The following is a 13,352-nucleotide window of genomic DNA, read 5'->3' as shown; positions in this document are numbered from 1 at the left end:
CTTCTTTAAGAATTGAAATTATCTGTGTCTCTGTGAATCGTGACTTCTTCAAAACGAGCCTCCTAGCTTTTATAGTTTGCCAGAAAAACTCTGCTTATGAAACGTCTACTTAATAGGGGAGCTTACGTCTTGACACTTCCATTCTGGATGAACTTCACAAGAATATGTATCTGGTTAATGTAAGATTTAAGCTATCGGCACTCAATATTTATAAAAAACCCAAAATAATACCAAGCGATTCTGCTATATATAAAAATCAAAGATATAAACTAATAAAAGACGATCTAATAGCTGAAGAAAATAGCAATACGAATAAAAAAGATAAAAAAAGAGGCAGCGAAGAAGAAATTTTAAGACGGGGCAAAGAGTTTGTAAAAGTAAAAAGAGAGCATAATAAAATTCAGAATGCACTAATGGATATATTTACCTCCCAAGGACTTGATGCTGAAAAAGAAGTTTCTGATGTTGATATAATAGTGACACTAAAAGACGGTAATACTATTTTTTATGAGCTCAAAGTGTGCGATTGTGCTCATAAATGCATAAGAGAAGCTATGGGACAACTTCTTGCATACTATTTCAGAGCGACAAAGAAGCCAAGTAAGTTAGTTATTATTGGAAATCATCAACTTGAAAGTAAAGATAAAGAATTCATCAAGTTTTTGAGAGGTACAACAAAATTAAATATTGTATACTCTGCATGGATTAATGGAAAACTGACAAAAGAAGAATGAGGTTATAATGGGTGATTTTCAGCTTTTTAAATATGATGACAAAAACGTACAAGAAATTAAAGGGACATCCGTTACTCTTGAAAAGTCTCTTCAAAACCTAATTGAAGGAAACTTAGAAGAATTTATCGGAGTCCGCTTTCTTGCATCGGAATATTCCACAGGCAAAATACACGGAGGCCGGATAGACACCCTCGGCATTGATGAAAACTGTTGTCCTGTCATTATCGAATACAAGCGTTCCACAAACGAAAACGTTATAAATCAAGGATTGTATTACTTTGATTGGTTGATGGACCATAAGGCAGAGTTTGAGCTTTTAGTAATGAATAAATTAGGAAAAAAGACTTCTGACCAAATAGAATGGGGAACCCCTAGGTTGATTTGCATTGCAGGAGATTTTACAAAATTTGACTCACATGCAGTGTCCCAGATAGACAGAAACATCTCTCTGATGCGGTATAAAAAGTTCGGAGATAACCTTCTAATGCTTGAGCTAGTTAACAACACTTCCTCCACCACACAGCCAAAGGAAACTGCAACAACAGTAACCCTCACAAGTACAAAAAAGTATAAACACATTACAGAATATTATGAGGAGATGTCGGAAGAAATTAAAAACCTCTATGCTGATATAAAAAACTATATTCTAAGCCTTGGCGACGATGTGCAAGAAAATACTCTACTTTTTTATTATGCTTTCAAAAGATTGAAATGCTTCGCAACTGTAGAATTTCGCCCAACAAAAAAGTGTATTCTACTTTACGTTAAAGCTAACCCGTCAAAAGTGATCTTTCAGGATGGATTTTCAAGAGATGTAAGCAATCTTGGACATTTTGGTCCATGTAATATAGAAATCACAATCAAAAACCATGAAGATTTTGAGAGAGCTAAGCAATTGGTAGAGCGCAGTTATGATGCAAACTAATCAATTTCTTCAGTTGTTGTTTCAAGTCTTTCCGGGATATCCCATCCCATCAACTCGCAAAGTTTGCAATAGTTTCTTAGTGTAATATTGGCATTACCATTCAAAAGTTTATGAGCTGTATCGAAGTTCAAAGCCTTCCCTAAGGTAGTGGTATTGAATTTAGATTTCAACTCAAGGACGTATTCGGGCTTTAATTTAACAAGATAATTTGAATCCTTCATATTTTTCATATTCACACATAACACAGTAAAAATCAAATAAATTCGGAATACCGATTTTTTCCTATTGACATAATCGGAATTCCGTAATATCTTTTATTAAAATAAATCGGAAATCCGATGGAGGTGAGTTTTATGTTTATCGAACAAGCCATGGAAAACATGCTGAACACGATCTACGAAATCAAAGCGAAACTCGAAAAACTTGAAGGCGCTGTAAACCAGCCCCAAGAAGACAGTACCGAATTCTTAACCCTTAAACAGATAGGTCAGTTCAAAGAGTGGCCATATACTGAGGGCGCCACAAGAAAGATGATACTTCGCGGCAGACTTATCGAAGGAGTGCACTATTCGAAACTTGATGGAAAAATCATATGCAAATGGTCCGCATGCCAGCAATTCCTCAAAAAATACTTCACCAACCACCTCAGGAGCGCATAATGGCATCTCTCAGATATAGAAAAGACAGCATCTTCCTTGACTATACCCACAAGGGTAAACGTCAGCGAGTGTCCATCGACTTGAAAGACACTCCTCGCAACCGTAAAGTAGCAGAGACAAAACTCGCACTGGTAAATGCAGCTCTCGACTCAGAGAAGATAGGATTGGGAACGTTTGATATATACGAAATCTTCCCTTATATGAAGCAAAAGAGCGAAGAACTCGCCGAGAAATCAAAGTCAGAGAATTTTGATGACCTATTCAAGAAATGGGTGGAGATCAAAATCAATATCGCTAAAAATACCCGCAGAACAATTATGTCATTTCACAAGAACCACATTTCTCCGTACATCGGTCACAAGAAACCGTGTGATATCACAGATCAGGACATCATAATGATATATACGATTTTGAAGACTAAGAACCGTAATGTCGTCATCAACAAGAAGATGCGAGATACTCGTTCGTTCATCAGACACCTAATTGATGAAGGACAGATGGCAAAAGATCCTTTTAAAAACATTAAACCGCTCAGAAACGAGAAAGTTGACATTAATCCCTTCAATAAAGAGGAATTAGGACTTCTGTTTGAGGGTTTCAGAGTGTATTACCCGTACTATTCCAACTTTGTTGCTTTCCTCGCATTCACAGGATGCAGACCCAACGAAACAGTCGGACTCAAATGGAAACATATCGACTGGGAGAACAAAAAGGTGCTTATTCGAGAGGGATATGTTCTTGGTGAATCAACCCTCTTGAAGACAGATAGCAGCGTAAGAGATATCGACATGACTCCTGCCATAGAGAGGACTCTTATTGATCAAAGAGCTCAATGCGGAGAAGACAATAACAGCTTTGTTTTCATAAATAATTTCAATAGACGTATCTGCTGGGAAAGTTTCAGAACAAAATTCCAGCGAGTACTGAAGAAGCAGGAAATCGCACCAAGACCGGCTTATCAACTTCGCCACACTTTTGCATCCATGGCTCTGAAGGCAGGCGAAGACCCCACATGGGTATCAAAAACTCTGGGACACTCTAATCTGAAAACAACCCTGACGGTATACAACAGATTCATCCCTGCGTTCAACAACTCAGACGGGAATAAGATTAACAATATATTTCAAGGCTTATAAAATGAGATATCTGGGCGAATTTTCCATAATTACAAAATACTTTTGCTTCGTAGGCGGCACTGAATCATGTCACTTAGCCCTATCTGGCAATAGAGGACAGGAAGAAGCTCGCTATGTTGGAAACATCCAGAAACACATAGATATCCTGAAAACATACAATGAAATAAGCATCGACGGCTACCGCACTGTCCATGAGAGTCGCCCGGTAATCATTGCGGAACGCATCAGAATCAATATGAACGACATGCTTCGTATATACGCATATCGACTCAATAAAGTGATTGCGCTGATTTCAGATGAATACTGCCGCAAACTTGTTGAGAAAACTTTAAAAGACACGAAGCTTTATATCCGACTCATTTCTGCACCACATGCGCTGACAGGAAACTTCAACTGCATATGCGGTCTATTTGCCCACATGGTGCTGACCCTCGAAGAAGCAACTGCAACAACGTTACCTTGCAACATCGATTTAAGTATTCTTTTAACCAGCATTATAATGAAAGAAATTGGTATTTCTCTTTGCTTTTCTGGAGACGGCTTCCAATTCAGAACCACAAAAAAAGGCAAAGGTATAGGCACAACGAACCTCAGTAAGCAAGTCTTAACAGAAAAAGCATCATCTATCACCGGATTCCCGGATGAGCTTAAAATGAAACTTACAGCTATAATATCAAACGATTTCGGCAACACTCATTCACCCGCAACACAACTAATAAGCAGCCTAACTACTGCAGTAGATAAATTGCACCCATAATCAAATAGGAGGAAATCATGGAAATCTTAACGTATCCGTTATTCATCGTTCTCATTATTTTGGGGATAGTCGGGTTCGGTGCTCAGATTATTCTTAAGAAGAGAAAGAAAAAGTAAAAGAGAAGGCTTCGGCTTTCTCTTTTTTTATATCAGCTTATCGAGTTCTGAAAGTATTCCGGTAACCGCCGCCTTCTTCCCGCTGTCGGCAGTCTCAAGACTCTTCTGCAACTTCTGCAACGTTTCATCAGCAAGAAAATCAGTCTCAGGCATCAACAGCCTTTCAACGTTCACGCCCAATCTCTCGGACAGACTAAGAAGTATCGCAACTGTGGGATTCGCTTTGCCGGTTTCCAGATGTGACACATAGGTGGGATGCAGCCCAGCAAGCTCAGCCAGCCTCTCCTGGGAGTAGCCCTTCGCCTTGCGCAGCTTCTTGATGTTTACAGCTAGAATTTCCATGAATTCAGTCATTTTGGCTTCGTTTATTTCCATACGGAAATATATTATTTTTCCAAAACGATAAACATAGATGATACTACATCATAATTGACTTTATTTCTCCATTACTCTATATTTCTATTCATTCTATGTATTATATTACGAGGTGAACATGAAAAGGTTGCTTTTAGTCATGATACTATGTATCTGCTCAGCTCTCTCTTATGCTGAAGATGCAGTCACTCAATACGACCTCTCTTCAGAACTTGTCACAAAGAACATCCTTGTTCCGACCAAAGGATATGGGGATGCCGCATTCACACAAGACGATATAGCCAATATGGTTGGTCAGAGGCTTGCCTCATACTCTTCGATGCAGAAGTTCTACAAGTTCATGTACAACGAGCATGTGGAGGGCTGGACAGGCGTACGCGGAACTAAGTCTCCTGAGGGTAATTTCATCTCTCTGGCATACTTCGGAAATCAAGACAAAAAGCCCATAGGAACTAACAGAACGGCTTACACAGAGGCAAAGCTGCCCTATTACATCCAGAACAACAAGATGGCATTAACACTGCCTACCAAGTTCGCAGAAGTGATGAGCAGAGGCTTTTCATTGTTTGGACCGAAGCCTCTGGATACATCAACCAACATCAAATACGACATCCAGAACGCATTTGATGCCATCAAAGAGAACGACACCTACTGCGCTGTTTATACTCTCAAGGATTCATTTCAGTACAACGGCAAACTGGATAATCTGACAAGCCTCATCAGGAACTCCAACAAATATGTAAACGTATTCAACGGCGAGAAAAGGGACAGCCTGAAATACATCATAACCTATATGTTCCCCACTCTTGAGCCTGAGCTTTATAAGCAGTGCATCGACAATACAGGCGACGACCCTGTGATTATCAAACCCGATTACGTCGCTTATCAGTACAAACTGGAAGCATATCCCTACATGGCAGGCTACAGGATAACCTACGAGCTTAAAATCCCATACTTCGTACAGGGCGACGGCAAACTTATCAATTCCGAGGTCATAGAGGAAACAAAGCAGATTATAAGGACCACTTTGAAATAGGAGGATATCGTGAAAGTATTTATTATCTCGTTACTGCTTGGGACTATGGTGCTGTTTAGCGGGTGTGCGGCGAAGACAGGCAACTCAAAGCTCGCGGAGGCAACAAATGAGTCTGTCTCGCAGACAATCGTTAAAGGTACATCCACGAAGGCTGATCTGCGCGGGAGCTTTGGTGAACCGCAGAAAGTTGACTTCACAGAATCGGGTCTTGAGAAATGGGAATATCAATTTATCAGAAAGTCCCAGAAGGCTATCAACTTTGTACCGCTTGCCGGAGCATTTGTCGGCGGCACTAATGACACAACGAAAACTCTGCTTGTAATCTTCAAAGGCGACATTGTTGAGAACTATGCTCTGTCCACTGCACAGGGCGAAACAAAAGCAGGGCTGTTTCAGTAAAAATGTTATAATTCTATAGCGGTGTGATCACCGGAAATTCTGGTACCGGGGTTTCTTAGCCCGCCCTAGTAGCGGGAGAGCGCTATGATGAGGCTTCCAGTTCATCCGCACCGCTTTTATTGCATGACCTCCAATCTGAATAAATATTCTATTTAACGACAGAATCTGACGTTTGAATAACCTATAATCACAGCACAACATACTTGGAGAAGACAATGAACAAACTTAAATTACGAGCAATTTTTGCCGGAGACATTGAGCTTGGCGCTAAGATTATGTTTACACTAGCAGAATTTGAAGATGAGCTCTACTTTTGCATAGCTGAGGATAATGATTACCGCTATCCATTCGCGCCACTCTTTTGTGATGACAGCTGGTATATTCATTCAGAAACAGGGCTGTTGGATATTGATGGCAAAATGATTTATGAACAAGATGTAATTGAAACAAATGTGAGCGGCAAAACCCAACAGTTTATCGTTGAATATTTTGACAGTATTACAGGTTTTGGTGTAAAAGCTGAAAATGAAAATATTATTCACCTCTATGAACTGAAGAACATTAAGATTAACAACGAATCATGGTTTAAACACTTATTGCCCAAAGATTAAACCTAATACATCATCCCGAACAGCCAGAGGGGTATTTTGTTACCGTAACCGATTTCAAGGTCTGCGGCGGCAACGTAGGCATTGTCAATATCCTTTATCTGTTTGAAACCTTTGTCTTTTCCGCCTATCTCAAATGTGATGCCGTCAGCTGTGTAATCACCGCTCTTCGCACACTCCAGAGACACAGGCAGAAAATTGTCCTGCATCCGATAGTAATTATTAAGCTGGTTTACGAAAAACACTTCCCGCACTGTTCCGATGTCCGGCTTTGAGCTTATAGCAAAGAGCAGGTTCGAGTTATTCATCAGCAGTTTCTCTGACTTTCTCACTGCGCCGTCACCCCTTCCAGCAGGCTTAACCAGATTAACAAGACCTGCCTCACGCAGATAAATCAGGTATTCGTTCATCGTCACCCTATCTATCCCGGTAACCTCGGACAATCCTGTCTTTTTAAGTTCATACGGAGGTGTCGTGGCAAGCATATAGAGTAGTTTCTTTATCTGATGTATCTTCGCATATTTAATATCGCACACAAAGCCCATATCTGTTTCAAGGACTTCTCTAACCGTATTGGACAGCTTCATATGAAATGTCGGCTTATCGCTGAGAAAGAACGGATAATAGCCATATGAAAAATATTCTGAAAATGCTTTCAACACTTTCGGAAATTTAGAGATAACGTCACCTGCAATGTCGATATGATTCTTTAGCAGGTCTTCCAAACTGTATATCCCGAACTGCATGCTATAGGCGAGGTTCAGATACTCCCTGAACGATAGCCCGTCCAGATGGTAAAATGCCGCTCTTCTGCTGAGATCTGCATCCTGCATATTCATCTGCAAAAGGCTTGAACCTGAAAATACAACTTTCAAGTCAGGGCGCGTATCGCATATGGCTTTTATGTGTTTTGACCAGTCCGGATATTTATGTACCTCGTCAAGACACAGCAGTTCCCCGCCGTTTTTGGCAAACTCTGCGGCAAACTCGTTTAAAGGCAAATCCTGAAATCTGGGATTATCCACGGAGACGTATAATGCGTTGGTTTTACCGTCATATTTCGACTTGAGGTACTGCATCATCATAGTGGTTTTCCCGACACCACGTGCGCCAAGTATACCTATGCAGTTATTATCCCAATGTATTTTACTAAAAAGATAGCGACTGTCAGCACTCGGAAGTTTCTTCATAACAATCGCCTGTTCGGCAAACCATAAGTCAAAGTCAAACATACAACACCTCTGTAAAATACATCTTACAACAAGACAGCATTAATGTAAAGTCCAACTTACATAAAAGAATCCATGCATATGTAAGTTACATTTTACAAACACCCGCTTTATATGTAAATTACACTTTACATTATCACGCAATTCAGCCCGGCATCTCATTTTATTTTGTCCTAATTAGGATATTGCAAATTTTGGATTTAATGTCAGAGATTTTCAATCCTAAGAAAAGAGTTACACACAATATCTCAGAACCACAACTCTGCGGTAGTTATCGAAATATAATTAATTGTGTTTTAGAAAAAATCCTGATGCGGACAAGCCAACGATGTGGTATAAAACATATGAATCAGCCATAGAAGAGGAATACACGCCAAACACTCGTCCTAATCAGGACAACCCACAGGACCTATAATACACCAAAAAATTGTGTGCCTTAGATGTGCCTAAAAATGGTCCCAAACATGCCCAAAATCTCCTAATCAGGACTAAGACAAAACCGAGCAAGGCAGAACAAATGGCAATTTACCAATTATTTAAGACAGCGCAAGAGTCCTGAATGGGACACAATTACAGTCCTGTCCACCTCCGCCAAAACATTTTAATCACCATAGTGCTATATTACATAGTTTATAATAATCTTTCGGCATATCTCCTGTACTGGTTGACTTCGTCTGATAGCATTATGCAAATGCAGTTTGAACTCCTGCAAATTCCAACTTATGAATATAATTCGCCATAGCAACTATTCCAGTTTACAAACCATTTTTCTTCTTTTATTTGATCCGATTTTAAAGTTGGGTGTTAATATCTGTTTTTTGCTGATTATAGTGAAACCAATAAGCGAAATCAGACTAATTAAGCCTGCAGTTAAAAAGACATTTATCAGTCCGAAAAATTTTACAATAACAGCACCGATAAGCGGTCCAGTCGCAAACCCGCTACTCATAAAAGCGTTGAAAATACCCACTGACTCGCAGAGACTATTTTTTTTATCAGAAGACATTAAAAGTGCAGAAACAGAAGGCTGAGACAATGAACCGGAAAGACCGATTAATGTAAAAAGAAATATATACGGGATAAAACCGTCAATTAGTACGATAAAAAAACAGCTTAAAGAGAACAAAACACCGCCTGACATGATCATAAAATATTTTGAATACTTCTCTGCTGCCCGACCTGAAAACTTTAAAAAAACCGCCATTACCAATGTTGATAATGAAAGAATCAATCCTGTAGACATTTTTGAGATGTTCTTTTCCACAACAAAAAAAACAGGTAAAAATGTATTGGTCATTGAAATCGCACAGGATCTGCCGACAATAAAGATACAAAGAGCATAAAGAGAGACGGTACTGCTGTCTCCGGACGAACATGCTCCTGGAACTATCTCATTGGTTTGTCTGCCAATATTATCGATGTGTACAACAGTTAAAAGCAAACCTGCACAAGAAAAAACTACAGAACATAAAACAATCACAGAGAAGCTATAAATGTCATACAGAAAACCACCGAACAGTGGAGCAACCCCTACACATACATAAAATGATATATCAAATATTCCGAATTTTTCTGCCCTGTCTTTCTCATCAACACAACTGCCAACCAATGAAAAAATTACAGGTCTGAAAAGTGCAAGAGAACAACCCTGTACTATCCTTAGAACGGACAATACCGGGATGTCGACGTTACACCATAAATAGATTAATCCTGCAATCAATAGTGAACTCAGAGAAGCAAGCAGAAGATATCCTTTGTCAAATTTGTCACCTAATTTGCCGAATAGATGCCCTGCTATAATTTTGGGAAATGCCGGTAGTGCAAGAATGATACCGAGAGCGATACCACTGATACCATTTTTGATCAGATGAAGCGCAAAAAACGATTCAAATGCTCCTATGCCCATGTTAATGCAGGAATTAATAATAAAAAGAATGACAAACTGTCTCCGTCTGTGACTGATCAATAAACATTCCATTTTATCTCCTTTTTGTACCGTAATAAATGATAAAAGGGGAACTGGTAAACAGTTCCCCGAAGACCCATATAAAACCTAAAAGGAGGGAAGATTGTATTGGGTTATTTTTTCTTTCCTTTCAGCGTGAAAGTATATGATGCCATAATTCTCACATCTTTCCAGTCAGCCGCATTTTGTATGTTTACAATGGAGTAGCGTGTTCTGAGTTTAAAGCCCTCAAGTTTGCCTGAAAAGCGGTATTGAACATCGCAATCTGTTTCCCGCATATCACCCCACGGACCTTGCATACCCGGAATATCATAAATTCCATATGAGACGAGGGCAGTGAGACCGTTTACGCCAATTTTCGAGAAGTCATATTTAACCGCAGCTACATAAGTATCTTCATGTGCGCGGTCTGCACCTTTTACTGTCTGAAGAATTCCTTTTTTGCCACCCCATGGGTCAAGAAGGTCTCCATCAGTGGTTTTTGCATAAGCGATGCTAACGTCAAATCCTTTTCTGAATCTTATACCGGTTGTTGCAGCATACTGTTCTGTGCTGATATCTCCTGCGAGTTCATCACCCTGTGATCTCTGGATAATCGCCTGAGATTCCAGATATGGTTCAAAGCTTTCGTATTTTTTACTGATATCAAAACCATACCATCCGGTGTTAAAAATATCCGGTACATTGTAGTACCAGCCCTGAACTTTCATTTTTGCAAAAGAAGCGGGAATATCATAATCAAGAGACACAACCTGAAGGTCTTTATCTTCTGTAATATTACTGTTGATAGATTTAGATATTGACATAAAAGACGTTGAATCCACAGCATTGAATTCAGTTATATAGTAAAAAGAAGCAACAAGGTTGGGTATTGATTTGTTAACAACAGTAAGACCTTTAAAAGTGTTAGGAACAAGACGTACATCACGTTCGCTTGCCCATGGGGAGTGTATCTGCTGAGCCCCTATTTTGACTTTTGTTTTGAAATAGTCGCCCTGCACCCAGTATTCCTGAAGACGGGTAAAACTTTCATGATCTCCTTTCTTGTCTTTGGCAAGCAGACCGTAAACGTCATCCTGATCACTGCTTCCGATGTCGTTTGATGTGGCAAATGCGCCACCGGCAGATAATCCGTAGAGTGAATCTGAGTTATAGTACATGAGCATGCCGGCAGCCGTATCATGTCTAGTTGTTGTTGAATCGGTGAATTCGCGTGAAAAATCGAAAACTCTCAATTCTCCTTTTAAAGTACCGTCTGAAAATGCATCCTGAATATTATCTGAAGCAAAAGCCGTGTAACACGGAAATATCATTAAAGCTAATAGAAATACAATGTTTCTCATTTAAAAATCCTCCATCTTATTTTTTGGGGCTGCTGTAGCCTGTCTGGCTAAACAAACTACAGCAGATGTAAAGCAATGAATCGTCAGGGAACCTTAACCTGAAATTTATGGTGGCAGCCGGTATTACAATAAAGCTCAGAAGTGCTGTGCATTTTGTGGCACAAAGTACATCTCATACTGCCTGTATGAGTATAGTGAGGATTAAAGGTGACTTCGTGTCCTGCGATATCCTTGTACACTTTGCTTTTTGTATCAGTCATATCACCGTGGCAATCACGGCAAACTTTCTGAGATGGTCTTGCCGATGGAGTTTTTTCTTTGTGGCAATCACTACAGCTAAGTCCCGCTTCTTTATGTTTTCCAGTGATCTTACCGGCTTGTTTGTCTTCTGCGTATGCAGTTAAAAAGAAAGCGAGTATGATCAAACTCACAATCATCAGTATTATTTTTTTCATTCTAAGCCTCTCGCATTATTTCACATACGTTGCGACAGCGTGCTTTGCGGCAAGACGACCGGAATTCACTGCAAAACCAATTGTTTCGCCTGCAACGATAATGTCATAAGTGTCTCCGTACATTCCTCCGGCATCCGCACCGACAACAAAAAGTCCGGGGATGGGGTGGAAATCGTTGTCAACAGCCTGACAATTTTCATCGACTCTGATGCCGCCCACTGTGCCGAGAGCTGCCGGATAAGTTGCGATTGCATAGTATGGAGGGGTCCGAAATGAGTGCAGAACCTTTCTGGGTTTAAAGAAAAGATCGTCAAAATTCTTATCATAAGCATGATTTGTCTGGTCAACAGTTGCCTGAAGAATCTTGGGATCAATTTCTGTACCGAATTTTTTATTGAGCTGCTTTGCGAGATCCTCAATTGTATTAGCCTTAACTACGTTTCCAGCCTGAACATCAGCTTCTATATCTCTGAGCAGATTTGTGAAAGGCACTCTCGGGTTAACACCGCCAACGAAATCGAGTCCTTCTTTCTCATATTGATCAATTACTGCTGAATCCAGAAGTTTGATAACAAGTCCGTTCTTCTGCCTTACAGCGGCATTCCCGGCTATTGAAAAGTTTCTGACTTCATATTCGTTAACAAAGCGCTTCCCGAATGAATTCACCCAAAGAACAGGCTGGTTGAACCCGAAACCTGTTTTTCTGCGTTCAATACCTGCAAAGCCGGCAAATCTGGGACTGGGAGAATGATACTGGACGGTGCCGAGTCCTTCTGGCTTTGCGCCTGCCGCAAGAGCCATACGTATGCCGTCACCAGTTCTGTTTTTCGCACCAATAGCAGTTATGGGACCTTTAAAATCCGCATACTTTTTGAGCATTTCCGCATTGCTTACAAATCCGCCGGTTCCAATTATTACTGCTTTGGCATTAATAACTATATCACCGTCCTCAACGTTGAATGCTTTTACTCCCACAGCTTTGCCATCTTTCATGATGACATCTTTTGCCTCTGTCTCAAGCATGAGCTGGATACCGTATTTGGGATAAGATTTTATGAGAGTTTCGGTCATTGCACGGCAAAGTCCGTTAAACCTGTGCCATGTGTATGTTCTTGAATCCGCTTCAAGAAATACTCCGTCGATCTTTACTCCAAGACTCTGCAGCCACTCTATAGTATCAGCAGACTGATTTACAAATGCACTGACCAGAAGCGGATCACCTTTATAATGGTTAAAATCCATTATTTTGTTGAAAAGATCCTCCTTTGAAACATTTGGCAAATTTTGCGATCTCTGAAATTTACTGTCTGCACCGAAAATTCCCTCGCAGAAATTTGCGTTACCGCCGGCAGCTGCTTGCTTTTCAAGAACAATAACTTTCGCACCCAGCTGTGCTGCCTGAACAGCAGCGGCATTGCCCGATCCACCTGCACCAACCACTACAACATCAGCATTATATACTTTTGCTGCATATGAATTATTGAGGCAGGTTAACATAAAAATAAGAACTATTATTTTTTTCATTATTACCTCCTGACGCAGGATAATTTCTGTGGTATTTTTCTGGCAGGACACTATTGATTTTTTTTTCATGACACTTTGTTTTCAATTTTA

Annotated in this window: 15 protein-coding genes; 8 read left to right on the top strand and 7 right to left on the bottom strand. The window is 40.1% G+C overall.

The genetic code is table 11. From position 1 onward, the window contains the following. The first annotated feature begins 164 nt into the window (after nt 1-164). Nucleotides 165-734, top strand: a complete 570-nt coding sequence (locus LRY47_RS06345; protein WP_295223529.1) for a hypothetical protein — start codon at nt 165-167, stop codon at nt 732-734. A 7-nt stretch (nt 735-741) separates the two neighbouring features. Beyond that, on the top strand, nt 742-1,659 hold the full coding sequence (locus LRY47_RS06340) for a DUF5655 domain-containing protein (RefSeq protein WP_295223528.1): 918 nt from the start codon (nt 742-744) through the stop codon (nt 1,657-1,659). Here LRY47_RS06340 and LRY47_RS06335 read toward each other — a convergent pair. Continuing rightward, nucleotides 1,656-1,889: a hypothetical protein gene (locus LRY47_RS06335; protein WP_295223527.1), complete on the bottom strand. Its 234-nt coding sequence runs from the start codon at nt 1,887-1,889 to the stop codon at nt 1,656-1,658. The two genes, LRY47_RS06340 and LRY47_RS06335, sit on opposite strands and share 4 nt — an antisense overlap. 123 nt (nt 1,890-2,012) lie before the next feature. On the opposite strand from LRY47_RS06335, the gene LRY47_RS06330 reads away from it, so the two are divergent. The 3 genes from LRY47_RS06330 to LRY47_RS06320 all read left to right on the top strand — a co-directional run bounded on the left by LRY47_RS06330 (nt 2,013) and on the right by LRY47_RS06320 (nt 4,211). After that, the gene (locus LRY47_RS06330) at nt 2,013-2,318 is read left to right on the top strand and encodes a hypothetical protein (protein ID WP_295223526.1); all 306 of its coding nucleotides are present in this window, start codon (nt 2,013-2,015) and stop codon (nt 2,316-2,318) included. After that, entirely contained in the window at nt 2,318-3,454 is a 1,137-nt protein-coding gene (locus LRY47_RS06325; protein WP_295223525.1) for a site-specific integrase, read from the top strand. The genes LRY47_RS06330 and LRY47_RS06325 overlap by 1 nt, the downstream gene beginning before the upstream one ends. 235 nt (nt 3,455-3,689) lie before the next feature. After that, on the top strand, nt 3,690-4,211 hold the full coding sequence (locus tag LRY47_RS06320; RefSeq protein ID WP_295223524.1) for a hypothetical protein: 522 nt from the start codon (nt 3,690-3,692) through the stop codon (nt 4,209-4,211). 143 nt (nt 4,212-4,354) lie between these two features. Here LRY47_RS06320 and LRY47_RS06315 read toward each other — a convergent pair whose 3' ends face one another. Then, nucleotides 4,355-4,702, bottom strand: coding sequence for a helix-turn-helix transcriptional regulator (locus LRY47_RS06315; protein WP_132874550.1), 348 nt, complete (start codon nt 4,700-4,702; stop codon nt 4,355-4,357). Nucleotides 4,703-4,820: 118 nt separating this feature from the next. Here LRY47_RS06315 and LRY47_RS06310 point away from each other — a divergent pair, with 118 nt between their 5' ends. The 3 genes from LRY47_RS06310 (at nt 4,821) to LRY47_RS06300 (ending at nt 6,748) form a co-directional block, all read left to right on the top strand. Next, nucleotides 4,821-5,738, top strand: coding sequence for a hypothetical protein (locus tag LRY47_RS06310; protein WP_295223523.1), 918 nt, complete (start codon nt 4,821-4,823; stop codon nt 5,736-5,738). A 9-nt stretch (nt 5,739-5,747) separates the two neighbouring features. Then, on the top strand, nt 5,748-6,137 hold the full coding sequence (locus LRY47_RS06305) for a hypothetical protein (protein WP_295223521.1): 390 nt from the start codon (nt 5,748-5,750) through the stop codon (nt 6,135-6,137). A 215-nt stretch (nt 6,138-6,352) separates the two neighbouring features. Next, complete coding sequence (locus LRY47_RS06300) at nt 6,353-6,748, top strand: YopX family protein (RefSeq protein ID WP_295223520.1); 396 nt, start codon at nt 6,353-6,355, stop codon at nt 6,746-6,748. 2 nt (nt 6,749-6,750) lie between these two features. On the opposite strand, the gene LRY47_RS06295 is transcribed toward LRY47_RS06300, so the two are convergent. From LRY47_RS06295 to LRY47_RS06275, 5 genes are all read right to left on the bottom strand, one after another. Next, on the bottom strand, nt 6,751-7,977 hold the full coding sequence (locus LRY47_RS06295) for an AAA family ATPase (RefSeq protein WP_295223519.1): 1,227 nt from the start codon (nt 7,975-7,977) through the stop codon (nt 6,751-6,753). A 742-nt stretch (nt 7,978-8,719) separates the two neighbouring features. Next, complete coding sequence (locus LRY47_RS06290) at nt 8,720-9,952, bottom strand: MFS transporter (protein ID WP_295223518.1); 1,233 nt, start codon at nt 9,950-9,952, stop codon at nt 8,720-8,722. Nucleotides 9,953-10,053: 101 nt separating this feature from the next. Continuing rightward, nucleotides 10,054-11,283 (bottom strand): OprD family outer membrane porin, encoded by a 1,230-nt coding sequence (locus tag LRY47_RS06285; RefSeq protein WP_295223517.1) that lies wholly within the window; start codon nt 11,281-11,283, stop codon nt 10,054-10,056. A gap of 83 nt (nt 11,284-11,366) precedes the next feature. Then, nucleotides 11,367-11,738, bottom strand: a complete 372-nt coding sequence (locus LRY47_RS06280) for a cytochrome c3 family protein (protein ID WP_295223516.1) — start codon at nt 11,736-11,738, stop codon at nt 11,367-11,369. 15 nt (nt 11,739-11,753) lie between these two features. Beyond that, nucleotides 11,754-13,262, bottom strand: a complete 1,509-nt coding sequence (locus LRY47_RS06275) for an FAD-dependent oxidoreductase (protein ID WP_295223515.1) — start codon at nt 13,260-13,262, stop codon at nt 11,754-11,756. Nucleotides 13,263-13,352 lie beyond the last annotated feature (90 nt).

The sequence above is a fragment of the Seleniivibrio sp. genome (assembly GCF_021209385.1).
GTDB lineage: Bacteria > Chrysiogenota > Deferribacteres > Deferribacterales > Geovibrionaceae > Seleniivibrio.
Note: the sequence above shows the minus strand (reverse complement) of the source record. Positions and strands in the feature narration are given on the sequence as shown.